Genomic DNA, 14,695 nt, shown 5'->3' with positions numbered 1-14,695 from the left:
GCGGGTGTTGCGAAGCGTGGATGCGGCTCAGCCCGTGGGCGCCGCGTCGCCGGGATTGCGGCGGCGCAGGTCGTCGAGCGTCCCGGGAGATGCCCACAGTACCGCATCCTGGTAGTGACGGATCATCGCCAGCACGCGTTCGCGCGGGCCCTGCCGCCATTCCGGCGAGCCGTAGAAGGCGTCCTGCCGCGCGTTCAGATCGTCGAGGTCGTCGTAGGCACGGATCAGGAAGTACGCGTCGCCGGCATGCGGCGATGGACCGAATGCCACGACCTCGTGCTGCCAGCGGCGCAGCATCGGCACGGCCTCGTCGACGAAGGCGCGATGGAATGCGTCGCGTGCGCCGGGCGCGAGCTGGTAGGTGCGGATCTGGATGAGGCGCGGGGGACGCGACATGGCGGCGGTTCCGGCGTGACTATTTGCGGCTGTTCGAAAGGCGCGTGGCGGATGATCGCGCAACGCGGCGGCGGACGCTGATGCGTTCGCGTTATTTCGATATGCCGGGTTTTCGGCCTTGCGCCGAGGTCGCGACCGGTTTCGCTCCGGCTTCGTTGCCCCTCACCCCAACCCCTCTCCCGTTGGGAGAGGGGCTCGATTCGGTTGCGTTCACCGGCGTCGGCGGGTCGCCCGCACGCGGGCCGAAACCCAGCGCGGCGATGAGGTTGTCCACGGCCAGCGACACCATCGCGCGGCGCGTGGCGAGGCTGCCGCTGGCGATGTGCGGGGTGAGCACCACGTTGCGCAGCGCGAGCAGGCGCGGGTTGATTGCCGGCTCGCCTTCGTAGACGTCGAGCCCCGCCGCGGCGAGGCGGCCGCTTTCCAGAGCGTCGGCCAGAGCATCCTCATCGACGATGCCGCCACGCGCGATGTTGGTCAGCGTCGCAGTCGGCTTCATCTTGGCGATGGCGGCCGCGTCGACGATGTGGTGCGCCGCGTGCGAATACGGCAGCACGAGCACGAGGTGATCGGACTGCGCCAGCAGCGTGTCGAAATCGACGTACGCGGCGCGGCACGCGCCTTCGATGTCGGCGCCGAGCCGCGAGCGGTTGTGGTAAAGCACGCGCATGCGGAAGCCCGCCGCGCGGCACGCGATCGCCTGTCCGATGCGGCCCATCCCGAGGATGCCCAGCGTCGTGCCGTGCACGTCGCCGCCGAGCATCGTCTCGAAGCTCCACTGTTTCCATTGGCCGTCGCGCAACCAGCGCTCGGCCTCGGTGATGCGGCGCGCGGTGGCCATCAACAGTGCGAAGCCGAAGTCCGCGGTGGTTTCGGTCAGCACGTCCGGCGTGTTGGTCACGACGATGCCGGCCTGCGTGAGGGCGACAACGTCGAGGTTGTTGTAGCCGACGCCGACGTTCGCGATCGCGCGAAGACGCGGCGCATTCGCGATTTCCGCCGCGCCGATGCGATCGTTGAGCGTGACCAGCGCGCCATCGCAGGAAGCGAGCGTCGCGGCAATTTCGTCCTGCGAATGCTTGCCGACTGCGGCGGTCTCGATCACGTCGAAGTGTTCGCGCAGCCGCCCGACGATGTCGCCGAACAGCGGTTGCGAGACCCAGACGCGGGGACGCACGTCAGCCATCGCGTTGCGCGGGAATCCGCGGCGTCACCTCGCCCACGTCGCCGCACTGCGCGCGATGGCGCAGCGCCTGGTCCATCAGCACCAGCGCGACCATCGCCTCGCAGATCGGCGTCGCGCGGATGCCGACGCAGGGATCGTGGCGGCCGGTGGTGACCACTTCGGCGACGTTGCCGTGCGTGTCGAGGCTGTCGATCGGCAGGCGCAGGCTGGAGGTCGGCTTGAACGCGACCGAGCAGCGCAGCGGCTGGCCGGTGCTGATGCCGCCGAGGATGCCGCCGGCGTGGTTGCTGGCGAAACCCTGCGGCGTCATCTGGTCGCGGTGCGCGCTGCCCCTCTGCGCGACGACGCCGAAGCCGTCGCCGATCTCCACGCCCTTCACCGCGTTGATGCTCATCAGCGCGGCGGCGAGTTCGCCGTCGAGCTTGCCGTAGATCGGCTCGCCCCAGCCGGGCGGCACGTTCGTCGCAACGACGTCCACGCGCGCGCCGACCGAATCGCCGGACTTGCGCAGCGCGTCCATGTACAGCTCCAGCTCCGTCACCTGGCGCGTGTCGGGCCAGAAGAACGGGTTGTTCTCCACGGCCGACAGATCGAAGCCGTGCGGCACGATCTCGCCGATCTGCGACAGCCAGCCCTGCACCTGCACGCCATGACGGTCGGCGAGCCACTTCTTGGCGATGACGCCGGCGGCCACGCGCATCGTCGTCTCGCGCGCGGACGAACGCCCGCCGCCGCGCGGATCGCGGATGCCGTATTTCTGCCAGTAGGTGTAGTCCGCGTGACCGGGGCGGAACTGCTCGGCGATCTTCGCGTAGTCCTTGCTGCGTTGATCCGTGTTGCGGATCAGCAGCGCGATCGGCGTGCCGGTGGTGAGACCTTCGTACACGCCGCTGAGGATCTCCACCTCGTCGGCCTCGTGGCGCTGCGAGGTATGGCGCGTGCGGCCGGTGGCGCGGCGTTCGAGATCGTGGCGGAAGTCCTCCGGCGCGATGGCGATGCCCGGAGGGCAACCGTCGACGACACAGCCGATGGCCGGGCCATGGCTTTCGCCGAAGGTGGTGACGGTGAGGAGTTTGCCGAAGCTGTTGCTGGACACGTGGAAGCCCGCGGGGTGCAGGTATTCACTTTAGCAACGTGGATTGGTTGCTGCTGGAACCAGCCGGTTTCGTGGCGGCCTTCGTCTCCCGTCATTCCAGCGAAAGCTGGAATGACGGTGAGGCGGCGGGTGTCGGCGTGACGGCCCTTCACGCGTCCCGGGTGCGCTTCGCTTACCCGGGCTACAAGTACGGGACGGTCAGCGCGCGTCCGCCAGCGCCTTGATCTTCGCGTGGTGCTCGACCAGGTCGGCGCGTTCGACCACGAAGATGCCCATCTGGCCGACCTTGAACTCCACCCATGCCATCGGCAGCTCGGGCAGCAGGCGCACCAGCGCGGTCTCGGCCTCGCCGACCTCGCAGATCAGCAGGCCGTTTTCGGTCAGGTGGTCCGGTGCGTCGCGCAGGATCTTCAGCGCGAGGTCCAGGCCATCAAAGCCGGCACGCAGGCCCAATTCGGGCTCGTGCGAATACTCCTTCGGCAGCGCGTCGGTCTCGTCGTTGGTGACGTACGGCGGGTTGGTGACGATCAGGTCGTACACCTGGCCCTGCAGCTGGTTGAACAGGTCCGACTTGCGCAGCGTGACGTTGTCGGCGTGCAGGCGTTCCTTGTTTTCTTGCGCGAGCGAGAGCGCGTCGTCGTTGATGTCCACGCCGTCCACCTGCCAGTGCGGGTGGTAGTGCGCGGTGGCGATCGCGATGCAGCCCGAGCCGGTGCACAGATCGAGCACGCGCTCGATTTCGCGCCCGCCCAGCCACGGCTCGTAGCCGTGCGGGATCAGTTCGGCGATCGGCGAACGCGGCACCAGCGCGCGGCGGTCGCTCTTGAAGCTGAGCCCCGCGAACCACGCCTCACCCGTCAGGTACGCCGCCGGGACGCGCTCGTCGATGCGGCGCTGGAAGAGCGCCAGCACCTTCGCCTGCTCCGCCGCGGTCACGCGCGAAGCGCCGTAGATCGGGCTCAGGTCGTGCGGCAGGTGCAGCGCGTGCAGGACCAGCTGCGTCGCTTCGTCCAGCGCGTTGTCGTAGCTGTGGCCGAAGGTCAGGCCGGCTTCGTTGAAGCGGCTGCCGCCATAGCGGATCAGGTCGATGATCGAGACCTGCTCGAACGTGACGGGGGTCGGGGTCGCGGAGCCGTTCATGACGGGGCCTTTCGAAGGGGGCGACGATTATACGGGCCCCGGCCCGGTATCATGCCCGCGCCCCAGCTCCCGGGCGCGATTCGAAGCCGCCATGTTCAACCGCACCACGGTCTACGTCCTCATCGCCGCCCTCGCCGCCGCCCTCGGCCTGTGGGCCGCGCAGCACTACTTCGCGCCGTCCGCGGGCTCCTCGCTGCCGCAGACCCGCGCCGTGCGCCTGTTCGAACCGGCCCGCACGCTGCCGGCCTTCACGCTGCGCCAGTCCGACGGCACGCCGCTGGTGCCGGGCGAACTGAAGGGCCACTGGACGCTGGTGTTCCTCGGCTTCACGCACTGCCCCGACGTCTGCCCGACCACGCTGGCCGAAATGGCCAAGGCGCAGAAGCAGTGGGCCGCGCTGCCGGAAACCACGCGCCCGCGCGTGCTGTTCGTGTCGGTCGATCCCGAGCGCGACACGCCCGACCGCATCGGCGAGTACGCACACGCCTTCCACCGCGACACGATCGCCGCCACCGCCGACATCCCGGCGCTGGAGCAGTTCGCCAAGTCGCTGAGCATGGTCTTCGCGAAGGTGCCGGCGCCGGAGGGCGTGCGCGCCGACCAGTACAGCGTCGACCACAGTGCGTCGATGGCGGTGCTCGATCCGCAGGGCCGCATGGCCGGCATCGTGCAGCCGCCGTTCGACCCGGCCGCGATCGCCGCCGACATGACGGCACTGACGCAGGCGAGCTTCGCTGCCGCGTCTCCCAAGCGCGAGTGACCGCCGCGACGGGCGGATGAACCGCCCGCTCCGCGCCTTCCGCACGTGCCCTGCACGACCCCATCACGCCTGCACGCCATCGTAAGCACTCCATGAGCCTCGTCACCGCCCTCACCTACGTCCTTCCGCATCGGCTGCTGTCGTCGATGGCGCGCGCGCTCGCGTATTCGGACAACCCGCGCCTGAAGCAGTGGCTGATCGACACGGTGACGCGCCGGTTCGGCGTCGACCTCGCCGAGGCCGCGCAGCCGGATCCGACGAAATACCCCACGTTCAATGCGTTCTTCACGCGTGCGCTGAAGCCCGGCGCGCGCGTGCCCGACCCCGATCCGCGTTCGCTGCTGATGCCCGCCGACGGCCACGTGAGCCAGTGCGGCCCGATCGAGAACGGTCGCATCTTCCAGGCCAAGGGCCAGTCGTTCACGGCCGCCGAGCTGCTCGGCGACGAGGCTGACGCCACGCCCTTCAACGACGGACTGTTCGCGACGGTGTACCTGTCGCCGCGTGACTACCACCGCGTGCACATGCCGTGGACCGGCCGACTGCGCGAAACCGTGCACGTGCCGGGCCGTCTGTTCAGCGTCGGCACCGCGGCGGTGGCGAACGTGCCGCGCCTGTTCGCGCGGAACGAGCGCCTGGTGTGCCATTTCGACACCGACTTCGGGCCGATGGCGATGGTGATGGTCGGCGCGCTGCTGGTGTCGGGCGTCGAGACCGTGTGGAGCGGCGAGGAAATCCCCGCCTACGGCGACCGCATCAACCGGAAGGACTGGCGCGCGGAGAACATCACGCTGGACCGTTTCGCCGAGATGGCGCGGTTCAACTACGGCTCGACGGTGATCGTGTTGCTGCCGCGCGGCGTGGCGACGCTCGATCCGTCGCTGGGCGCGGAATCGCCGGTGCGTCTGGGGCAGAAGCTCGCGACGCGCACGGCCTGATGCTCTTGTAGCCCGGGTAAGCGAAGCGCACCCGGATTTCAGCGACGGTGACGGGTCCCGGGTGCGCGTTGCTTACCCGGGTACAAAAGCGCTACTCGGTTCTGGGAACAGACCGCCCCAACCCCCACTGCGCCAGCCAGTAACTCGCGAGCACCGCGAACGACGCGGCGGCGAACGGCGCGACGAAGCGGTCCCACGCCAGCAGCGCATCGGACAGCACGAAGCACGCCCCGCCCCACGCGCCGCACACCGCCGCGCCGTCGCGTCGGCGCCACCACACCGCCAGCGCCTGCGCCGCCATCGCCGCGAGCACGACGACGTACACGATCACCGGCGCGCGCAACGCACCGGGCAATCCGGACCAGAGCTGCGACAGCACGCCGCCGGCGACGACCGCATACAGCACGAACGGCCAGCCCACGACGAACAGGCGTTCGCGCTGCCGCAGCGCCAGCAGGTAGGCGACGTGCGCCAGCAGGAAACTCGCCAGCCCCGCGACGAACGCATCGACGGGCAGCATCAGGAACACGTCGCCCGCCGTGGACAGCGCGAGCCCCGCGAGCAGCCACGCGCGATAACGCGGCAGCGACGACGGCATGCGCCACACCATCGCGGCGATCAGCAGCGTCGTCAGCGGCTTGAAGATCCAGTGCAGCCACGGCATCGCCGGCCAGTACGCACCGGCGATGGCGAGCACCGCGCTGGCGGCCACGACGCCCGCCACGAGCGCGGGCGCGCGCGTCACAGCGCCAGCCGGCGTTGCCATTGCAGCGGCACGTGGATGCGTTTGCTCCAGTCGCCGTCCCAGTTCACCGTGAGGCCGGTGGCGCGCAGGGCCTCGGCGATGCGGCCCGCCACGGCGAGCGCGGGCGCCTCGCCGTCGCCGGTCGCCCCGAAGTTCAGCCAGAGCCCGCCGCCTTCGACGGCGCGCTCGGTGTCCTGCATGTGGAAGAACGCGTAACCGAGCACGTCGCCGCCGCGTTCGCGCGTGGCGTCGATCTCGTCGCCGATCTCCGCCACGCCGCAGGTGCCGCAGCACGTGAAGTTCTGCCGGCACACCACGCCTTGCGATTCCAGCGCGGCGAAGGCTTCCTCGAGGCGATCGTGGTCGGTGACGTCCGGCCAGTCGGCCGAGTCGAGGCGGTACGCCGCGATTTCCTCGTCGAGGATGCGCAGCGCGTTCGCGCGCAGCACGTCTTCGCCGTGCGGCTGGAGTTCCAGCACTTCCAGCGCGTTGTCGACGATGGAATCGCGATCGACGTAGCCGCCGCGCAGATCGCGGGCGATGTAGTCGCGCAGTTCGTCCAGTTGCGCCTGCAGCGCCGGCCCGGCCGGCGTCTCATTCTTGCGGAACAGACCGACGAGCTTCTGCCACACCATGCCCCACCCCCTGCTTCCCTGTGGTGGGCGCCAGCATGGAGGGTCCGGCGGCGCGACTCAACCGTCGCAGGCGTCGAGCTTGAGCTTCTGCCCCGGGCGGATCGCGAAACGCGGCGCCTTGAGCTTGTTCGACCTGGCCAGGTCGCCGGTGTCGCACTCGAACTTCTGCGCGATGCCGGTGAGCGTCTCGCCGCGCTTGACGGTGTAGGTCGTCGGCTTGGAGCGCTTCGCGCGCACCGGAGCGCGGGGCGCCGCCGCGCCGGCGCTGCCCACGCCCGGACTTTCGGCTTCGTACACCGCGTCTTCCGGCTGCACCGGCGTCACCGGGCCGGTGCGCACGATGGCGCGTGAGGCATCGCTCATCACCAGCGTGTGCGCGAGTTCGGCGCGCTGGCCCTGCGTGCAGTGGCGGCCGTACAGTCCGACGATCTTCGTCGTCGCCGCGAGCGTGGTGCCGGCCGGCAGGTACTGGTCGGCCTGGTAACGCGGGTTGAGGTTGCGCAGCGCGCGCATGAAGCCCTCGCGCGTGCCGCCGTTGCCCAGGCAGATGGTGAGTTCGTAGATCGAGCTCGGCCGGGACAGGCGCAGCGGCGCCGGTCGCGCCTCGACGCGCGGGATCGTCAGGCCGTATTCCTTCGGATGCAGGAACAGCCACGCCGCGGCGATCACCATCGGCACGTAGTCGCGGGTTTCGGCCGGGAACTGGTTGTAGACCGATTCATCCCAGAAGTTGCGCCCGCCGGTGCTGTTGTACACGCGCTGGGCGCGGCCCTCGCCGCCGTTGTACGCGGCAAGCGACAGTTCGATGTTGCGGTTGAGCGTCGCCAGGCGTTCGTTGAAATACTCCGCCGCCGCGACCGCGGAAGCGCGCGCGTCGTAGCGCGTGTCGAAACCGGTGCCGTCGTCGCCCAGGCCGAAACGGCGACCGGTGGCATACATGAACTGCATCGGCCCGGCCGCGCCGGCGCGCGAGGTCGAATGCACGCGGCCGTTGGATTCCTTCGCCATCACGCCGAACAGCAGCGCTTCGGGCAGGCCGGCGCGCTGGAACTGCGGCCACATCGTCTGGCGCAGGTACTGGTAGTTCTCGAAGCTGTCCATCAGCGACGGACGCATGTCGGTGAGCCAGCGGCGGATGCCCGCCTGCACCGCCGGGTTGTACTGCACCATCTTCACGAACTGCTGGCCGTCGGCGCTGAGCAGCGCGGCGGCGCGCGCCGCTTCGGGCACGTCGGCGGTGATGCTGCCGGCGGCGTCCTCGTCGTTGTCCTCGGGCACTTCGTCGCCGGAGGCCAGGTCGGCGTTCTGCTTCAGCAGGCGCTTGTAGGCGGCGAGCATGGTCGTGGGCGAACAGCCCTTCTGCTTCACGCAGTCGGCCATCACGTCTTCCATGTCCTCCAGCGCGCCGTCGACCTCGGTGCGGCCGGCGGGGTCGGCGTTGCCGATCTTCACCAGCCCGGCGCGATAGCGCGCCTCGGCGGCCTGCATGCGCTGGTTGAGCGCGTCCACGGCGGCCTGGTCGCGTTTGGACAGCGCGTGCGCGGAGGGCATCACGGCGACGAGGCCCAGCGCGAGCAGCGCTGCGGCGGAAGTACGGGCAATCACATGCATGGACAGCGCGGGCGTGGGGCGGGAGGCACCGCAGCGTAGCCGCCCGCGAGCGAACACGACAAGGTGGAAACGTCCGAAAAGGTGCTGATCTGCGCCGCAGGTCCGGATGAACGGCCGCTTCCGGCGCGAACCCGCAGGATTCGCAAGATGAACACGGGCGACCGCCGGCATGCCTAGAATCGCGGCAACTCCATCGCCGCATTCCCGGAAAGACTCCTCCATGGACCCCATCCTGCTTGGCAAGGCCGTCACCACGCCGCAATCGCTGCCCGACTCGCAGGGCCACGTGTTCCTGCAGCCGAAGTTCGGCAACCGCCACGGCCTCGTCGCGGGCGCCACCGGCACCGGCAAGACGGTGACGCTGATGACCCTGGCGGAAGGGTTCTCGCGGCTGGGCGTGCCGGTGTTCCTCGCCGACGTGAAGGGCGACGTTGCAGGCCTCGCGGTCGCCGGCGCCGCGAACGAGAAGCTGCAGTCGCGCGTGGCCGAGATCGGCCTGGCGAACTACGCGCACGAAGCCAATCCGGTGGTGTTCTGGGACCTGTTCGGCAAGCTCGGCCATCCGGTGCGCACCACCGTGAGCGAGATGGGACCGACCCTGCTTTCGCGCGTGTTCGAACTCAACGACACGCAGTCCGGCGTGCTCGACATCGTCTTCAAGCTGGCCGACGACCGCGGCCTGCTGCTGCTCGACCTGGACGACCTGCGCGCGCTGCTCGGCCTGGTCGCGGCGGAGCGCAAGGACATCTCCACCAGCTACGGCCTGGTCAGCGCGCAGTCGATCGGCGCGATCCAGCGCGCCCTGCTGCGACTGGAGCAGGAAGGCGGCGAGCTGTTCTTCGGCGAGCCCGCGCTCGAACTGGCCGACCTGATGCGCACCACGCCGGACGGCCGCGGCGTCGTGAACGTGCTCGCCTCCGAGCAGCTGGTCCTCAAGCCGCGCCTGTACTCCAGTTTCCTGCTGTGGCTGCTGTCGGAACTGTTCGAGACGCTGCCGGAAGTCGGCGATCTGGACAAACCCAAGCTCGTGTTCGTGTTCGACGAGGCGCACCTGCTGTTCGACGACGCGCCGCCGGCCCTGCAGCAGCGCGTGGAGCAGGTCGTGCGGCTGATCCGCTCCAAGGGCGTGGGCGTGTATTTCTGCTCGCAGTTCCCCGACGACGTCCCCGACGACATCCTCGGCCAGCTCGGCAACCGCGTGCAGCACGCGCTGCGTGCGTTCACGCCGCGCGACCAGAAGGCGGTGAAGACCGCCGCGGAGACCTTCGTGCCCAATCCGGCGCTGGATGTGGCGAAGGCGATCTCGCAGCTCGGCACCGGCGAGGCGCTGGTGTCCACGCTGCAGGACAAGGGCGTGCCGATGCCGGTGGAGAAGACGCTGGTCGCGCCGCCGCGCTGCCGGATGGGCGCGATCACCGAAACCGAACGCGCGCAGGTGCGCAATGGCAGTCCGGTCGGGCACAAGTACGACGAGCGCGTGGATCGCGAGTCGGCCGCCGAAATGCTCGCCGCGCGCGCCGAAGCCGCCACGCTGCAGAGCAAGGCGCCGCCGGCGCGTTCGCGCGCGCAGGACGAGGCGGAGGACAGCGGCTTCGGCCAGGCGGTGAAGGACGCGGTGTTCGGCACGAAGCGGCGCCAGGGCATGGTCGAGACGATGGCCAAGCAGACCGCGCGCACGGTCGGCAGCCGCATCGGGCAGCAGATCGTGCGCGGACTGCTCGGCAGCATCTTCGGCGGTTCGCGGCGCTGACCGGTTCGATTTCCCTTCCCCCAGACGCAAGGAACACACGATGTCGAAGTCCGCAGTGAACGCACGCGCCGCCCTGCTCGCCGCGCTGGTCGTGGCCGCGTTGTCGGCGTGCAAGCCGCAGGCGCCGGCCGAAACCGCCGCGCCGCCCGCGCAGCCCGAAGCGGCAGCCGCACCGGCGTTGCCCGCCGCCGATGCACGTCCGTCGGCGCAACGCGCGCCGTTCGACGCGAAGGCCTTCGCCGGCATGTTCACCGGCACCCTGCCCTGCGCGGATTGCCCGGGCATCGACACGCGGCTCGTGCTCGCGGCCGACGGCACGTACACGATCACCGAGTCCTACCAGGAGCGCTCGGCGCCGGAGATCAAGGGCGACGGGACGTGGACGGTCGAGGAGAACAACCAGCGCCTGCGGCTGGATCCGAACAGCAAGTCGGACAACGACCGGTTGTTCGCCATCCTGTCGCAGGACGGGATCCGCCAGTTGGACACGGAAGGCAAGCCGATCGACAGCGCGCTGCCGTACACCCTCAGGCGTTCCCGATAAGGCGCGGTTGTAGCCCGGGTAGCAGCGAAGCGCACCCGGGGGCCGCACGGTCGCTGCAACCCGGGTGCGCTTCGCTTACCCGGGCTTCAAGAGCATCAGGAAACACCACGCATGGGCCGCTGGCGTCCACCTCCCGAAAAAAGCACCGCGCTCATCACCCGCGAGGGACACGACCGCCTCAAGGCCGAGCTCGACGAGCTCTGGCGCGTGAAGCGTCCCGAAGTGGTGAAGGCGCTCGCCGCCGCCGCGGCCGAAGGCGATCGCTCGGAGAACGCCGAGTACACCTACCGCAAGAAGCAACTCGCTGAGATCGACCGTCGCGTGCGCTACCTGTCCAAGCGCGTGCCGGCGCTGCGCGTGGTCGATACCGTGCCGAGCGATCCGGATGCGGTGTTCTTCGGCGCGCGCGTGGAGATCGAGAACGTCGCCAGCGGCGAAACGCAGCGCTACCGCATCGTCGGCCCCGACGAGACCGACGCGAAGGCCGGCTGGATCAGCATCGACTCGCCGCTCGCGCGCGCCATGCTGAAGAAGCGGCTGGACGACGAGTTCGAGGCGATGCTGCCCGGCGGCGCGGCACGTTTCGTGATCGTCGAGGTGGCCTACGACGATGCCGCCGGTTGACGCGATCGTCCTGCGCGACGCGACCGCCGACGATGCCGCGGCGATCAGCGCGCTCGTGATCGCATCGACGCGACGCTGGATCGCGCCCGACTGCACGGACGACGGCATCGCGATGCTGGTCGACTCGATGGTCCCGGCACGCATCGAGGAGCGCCTGCGCGAAGGGCATCGCCACGTGGTCGCGGAGCAGGTCGCCCCGCACCACGGCACCCGCATCGTCGGCGTCGCGGTGCTGCGGCTTCCCTCGCACCTGTACCACCTGTTCGTGGCCGACGACATGCAACGGCGCGGTATCGCGCGGCGCCTGTGGCAGGCCGTGCGATACGACGCGGCGCCCGATGCGCCGGTGACGGTGAACGCCTCGTTGCACGCGGTCGAGGCCTACCGGCGGCTCGGCTTCGAAGCCGCGGGACCTGCGCGGTTCGAGCGCGGGCTGCGCTTCGTGCCGATGACCCGCGCACCGCGCTGACGCGCTTCGCACGCGCCTGCGGTAGCGTGTGCGCATGGACTCCGACGACCTCCAGGGCCTGCTCACGGCCATCGCCATCGGGCTGCTCATCGGCGTGGTGCGCGAACGCCAGCATCACGACGGCGGCCCGGTCGCGGCCGGCATCCGCACGCATGCGATGGTCGCGACGGCCGCGGCGGTCGCGGCGGGGCTCGGGCCGGCGGTGCTGGTCGCGGTGGTGATCGCGGTCGGCGTCCTCGCGGTCGCCGCCTACCTGCGAACGCGCACGGACGACCCGGGCCTCACCGGCGAGATGGCGTTGCTGGTCACCGCGACGCTGGCGGCGCTCGCGCGCACGAACGCCGCCGTGGCCGCCGCGCTCGGCGTGATCTGCGCGGCGCTGCTGTTCGCCAAGCACCCGCTGCGACGGTTCGCGCGCGACGTCGTCAGCGCGCGCGAGGTGCAGGATGCGCTGCTGCTCGCCACCTCGGCGCTGGTGGTCCTGCCGCTGCTGCCGGATTCGGCGATCGATCCCTGGGGCGTGCTGGTGCCGTCGAAACTGTGGCGCCTGGTGGTGCTGGTGATGGCCGTGGGCATGCTCGGCCATGTCGCGCTGCGCGCGGTCGGCGCGCGCTGGGGGCTGCCGGTCGCGGGGTTCTTTTCCGGATTCGCATCGTCCACCGCCGCCGTGGCGGGCTTCGGCCAGCGCACGCGCGATGCAAGCGAACTCACGGCCGGCGCGGCGTCCGCGGCACTGCTGGCGAATCTCGCCTCGTTGTTGCTGATGATCGGCATCATCGCGACCGCGGCGCCCGCGCTGTTGCGCGCGTGCGCGTGGCCGCTCGCGTCCGCGGCGGGCGTGCTGGCGTTGATGGCGGCGATCGGCCTGCGTCGCCAGGGCCAGGCACCGACCCTGCCCGACGAACCGGAAGCGCGCGCGTTCAAGCTGAGCCACGCCTTGCTGCTGGCGCTGGTGATCGCGCTCGTGCTGGTCGTTTCGGCGTGGCTGCGCAGCGTGTTCGGCGACCTGGGCGCGCTGGCGACGGCAGTGCTGGTCGCGGTGGTGGAACTGCATGCGGCGGCGGCGAGCATCGCGCAGCTTTCCGCGGCGGGCGGGATGACGATGGCGCACGCGCAATGGGGCGTGGCGGCGCTGCTCGCATCGAGCGCCATCGCGAAGACGGCGCTGGCGTTCGCGAGCGGGAACCGCCGCTACGGGGCGCTGGTGGGCGCCGGGTTGATCGGGATGGCGGTGGTGTGCGTGGTGGTGACGGGAAGCGTGGCGGAGTGATGGAAGGCGGTCTCGGGACGACGGCGACCGCCAGACGCCTCAATCCTCGAACGCGACCTCACCGAACAGGTCGTGCTCGTCGCTGCCCATGATTTCAACGTCGACGAATTCGCCGGGTTTCACGCCGGCCATGAACCCGTTCTGGATCTGCACCAGGCCGTCGATTTCCGGCGCGTCGTACATCGTGCGCGCGATCGCCAGTTCGCCGTCGAGCGCGTCGACCAGGCAGCGCTGCGTCGTGCCGACCTTCGCTTCCAGCTTCGCGGCGGAGATCTCCGCCTGCTTCTCCATGAAGCGCGCGAGGCGCTCCTGCTTCACGTCCTCGGGAATCGCTTCGGGCAGCGCGTTGGCCGTGGCGCCTTCCACCGGCGAATAGGCGAACGCGCCGACGCGGTCGAGCTGCGCTTCGTCGAGGAAATCCAGCAGTTCCTCGAATTCGGCTTCGGTCTCGCCGGGGAAACCGACGATGAAGGTCGAACGGATCGCGATGTCCGGAGCGACCGAACGCCAGCGCTGGATGCGTTCGAGCGTCTTTTCCACCGCGCCCGGACGCTTCATCAGCTTCAGCACGCGCGGGCTGGCGTGCTGGAACGGGATGTCGAGGTAGGGCAGCAGCTTGCCGTCCGCCATCAGCGCAATGATGTCGTCCACGTGCGGATACGGATACACGTAGTGCAGGCGCGTCCAGATGCCGAGTTCGGCCAGCCCTTCGCACAGCGCCTTCATGCGCGTCTGGTACGACTTGCCGCGCCATTCGCGCTCGGCGTACTTCACGTCGACGCCGTAGGCGGAGGTGTCCTGCGAGATGACCAGCAGTTCCTTCACGCCGCCCATCGCGAGCTTTTCGGCTTCGCGCAGCACCTGGTCGACCGGACGACTGACGAGGTCGCCGCGCATCGACGGGATGATGCAGAAGCTGCAACGGTGATTGCAGCCTTCGGAAATCTTGAGGTACGCGTAGTGCTTCGGCGTCAGCTTGATGCCCGTGTCGGGCACCAGGTCCAGGAACGGATCGTGCTTCGGCGGCAACGCCGCGTGCACGGCGGTCATGACGCTGCCGTAATCCTGCGGGCCGCTGATCGACAGCACGTCCGGATGCGCCTGGCGGATCTGCTCGGGCTTCTTGCCCAGGCAGCCGGTGACGATGACCTTGCCGTTCTCGGCGATCGCTTCGCCGATGGCGTCCAGCGATTCGGCCACCGCCGAGTCGATGAAGCCGCAGGTGTTGACCACGACGACGTCGGCGTCGTCGTAGGTCTGCACGATGTCGTATCCCTCCACGCGCAACTGGGTGAGGATGCGTTCGGAATCGACCAGCGCCTTCGGGCAACCGAGGCTGACGAAACCGACTTTGGGATTGGCAAGGGACATGGAGTAAACCGGGATTCGGGATTGGAGATTCGGGATTGGCAGAGCAACACCGGTAGCGCATGCGCACTCGCGGCCGCGGGCCGGCGCGGTGCGCGAATCCCGAATCCCCAATCTCGAATCCCGGGAATTATAGCCCCGGAGCTAGAATCGTCCGGGTCCC

Annotated in this window: 15 protein-coding genes; 7 read left to right on the top strand and 8 right to left on the bottom strand. The window is 69.6% G+C overall.

What is annotated here, in order from left to right:
• Positions 1-27: 27 nt before the first annotated feature.
• The 4 genes from AC3ANK_RS06300 to prmB form a co-directional block, all read right to left on the bottom strand.
• On the bottom strand, positions 28-396 hold the full coding sequence (locus AC3ANK_RS06300) for an NIPSNAP family protein (protein ID WP_484172432.1): 369 nt from the start codon (positions 394-396) through the stop codon (positions 28-30).
• 91 nt (positions 397-487) lie between these two features.
• Positions 488-1,582, bottom strand: a complete 1,095-nt coding sequence (locus tag AC3ANK_RS06295) for a 2-hydroxyacid dehydrogenase (protein ID WP_484172431.1) — start codon at positions 1,580-1,582, stop codon at positions 488-490.
• Complete coding sequence (gene aroC / locus AC3ANK_RS06290; protein ID WP_484172430.1) at positions 1,575-2,678, bottom strand: chorismate synthase; 1,104 nt, start codon at positions 2,676-2,678, stop codon at positions 1,575-1,577. Before aroC ends, AC3ANK_RS06295 begins: the two co-directional genes overlap by 8 nt.
• A gap of 198 nt (positions 2,679-2,876) precedes the next feature.
• Positions 2,877-3,818, bottom strand: a complete 942-nt coding sequence (gene prmB, locus AC3ANK_RS06285; RefSeq protein ID WP_484172429.1) for a 50S ribosomal protein L3 N(5)-glutamine methyltransferase — start codon at positions 3,816-3,818, stop codon at positions 2,877-2,879.
• Between the two features lie 91 nt (positions 3,819-3,909).
• On the opposite strand from prmB, the gene AC3ANK_RS06280 reads away from it, so the two are divergent.
• Entirely contained in the window at positions 3,910-4,578 is a 669-nt protein-coding gene (locus tag AC3ANK_RS06280) for an SCO family protein (protein WP_484172428.1), read from the top strand.
• A gap of 92 nt (positions 4,579-4,670) precedes the next feature.
• A complete protein-coding gene (gene asd / locus AC3ANK_RS06275; protein WP_484172427.1) occupies positions 4,671-5,516 on the top strand; it encodes an archaetidylserine decarboxylase in 846 nt (281 codons plus the stop codon).
• Between the two features lie 91 nt (positions 5,517-5,607).
• Here the strand turns inward: asd and AC3ANK_RS06270 are convergent, their stop codons facing one another.
• The 3 genes from AC3ANK_RS06270 to AC3ANK_RS06260 are packed head-to-tail and all read right to left on the bottom strand — an operon-like array spanning position 5,608 to position 8,507.
• Positions 5,608-6,261 carry a lysoplasmalogenase gene (locus AC3ANK_RS06270; protein ID WP_320415132.1) on the bottom strand — a complete coding sequence of 218 codons (654 nt, stop codon included), beginning with the start codon at positions 6,259-6,261 and terminating at the stop codon, positions 5,608-5,610.
• Entirely contained in the window at positions 6,258-6,896 is a 639-nt protein-coding gene (locus AC3ANK_RS06265) for a DUF6891 domain-containing protein (RefSeq protein WP_206859293.1), read from the bottom strand. The genes AC3ANK_RS06270 and AC3ANK_RS06265 overlap by 4 nt, the downstream gene beginning before the upstream one ends.
• A gap of 57 nt (positions 6,897-6,953) precedes the next feature.
• Positions 6,954-8,507: a transglycosylase SLT domain-containing protein gene (locus AC3ANK_RS06260; RefSeq protein ID WP_484172426.1), complete on the bottom strand. Its 1,554-nt coding sequence runs from the start codon at positions 8,505-8,507 to the stop codon at positions 6,954-6,956.
• A 220-nt stretch (positions 8,508-8,727) separates the two neighbouring features.
• On the opposite strand from AC3ANK_RS06260, the gene AC3ANK_RS06255 reads away from it, so the two are divergent.
• The 5 genes from AC3ANK_RS06255 (at position 8,728) to AC3ANK_RS06235 (ending at position 13,164) form a co-directional block, all read left to right on the top strand.
• The gene (locus AC3ANK_RS06255) at positions 8,728-10,257 is read left to right on the top strand and encodes a helicase HerA-like domain-containing protein (protein WP_484172425.1); all 1,530 of its coding nucleotides are present in this window, start codon (positions 8,728-8,730) and stop codon (positions 10,255-10,257) included.
• Positions 10,258-10,297: 40 nt separating this feature from the next.
• Positions 10,298-10,801 (top strand): copper resistance protein NlpE, encoded by a 504-nt coding sequence (locus AC3ANK_RS06250; protein ID WP_484172424.1) that lies wholly within the window; start codon positions 10,298-10,300, stop codon positions 10,799-10,801.
• Positions 10,802-10,912: 111 nt separating this feature from the next.
• Positions 10,913-11,425 carry a transcription elongation factor GreB gene (gene greB, locus AC3ANK_RS06245; protein WP_206859301.1) on the top strand — a complete coding sequence of 171 codons (513 nt, stop codon included), beginning with the start codon at positions 10,913-10,915 and terminating at the stop codon, positions 11,423-11,425.
• Positions 11,412-11,894: a GNAT family N-acetyltransferase gene (locus AC3ANK_RS06240; protein ID WP_484172423.1), complete on the top strand. Its 483-nt coding sequence runs from the start codon at positions 11,412-11,414 to the stop codon at positions 11,892-11,894. Before greB ends, AC3ANK_RS06240 begins: the two co-directional genes overlap by 14 nt.
• 34 nt (positions 11,895-11,928) lie before the next feature.
• The gene (locus AC3ANK_RS06235) at positions 11,929-13,164 is read left to right on the top strand and encodes an MgtC/SapB family protein (RefSeq protein WP_484172422.1); all 1,236 of its coding nucleotides are present in this window, start codon (positions 11,929-11,931) and stop codon (positions 13,162-13,164) included.
• A 39-nt stretch (positions 13,165-13,203) separates the two neighbouring features.
• On the opposite strand, the gene rimO is transcribed toward AC3ANK_RS06235, so the two are convergent.
• Positions 13,204-14,535, bottom strand: coding sequence for a 30S ribosomal protein S12 methylthiotransferase RimO (rimO, locus tag AC3ANK_RS06230; protein WP_484172421.1), 1,332 nt, complete (start codon positions 14,533-14,535; stop codon positions 13,204-13,206).
• Positions 14,536-14,695 lie beyond the last annotated feature (160 nt).

The organism is Lysobacter sp. SCRH-1R (assembly GCF_057747855.1).
This window is presented reverse-complemented; position numbering and strand designations above follow the sequence as displayed.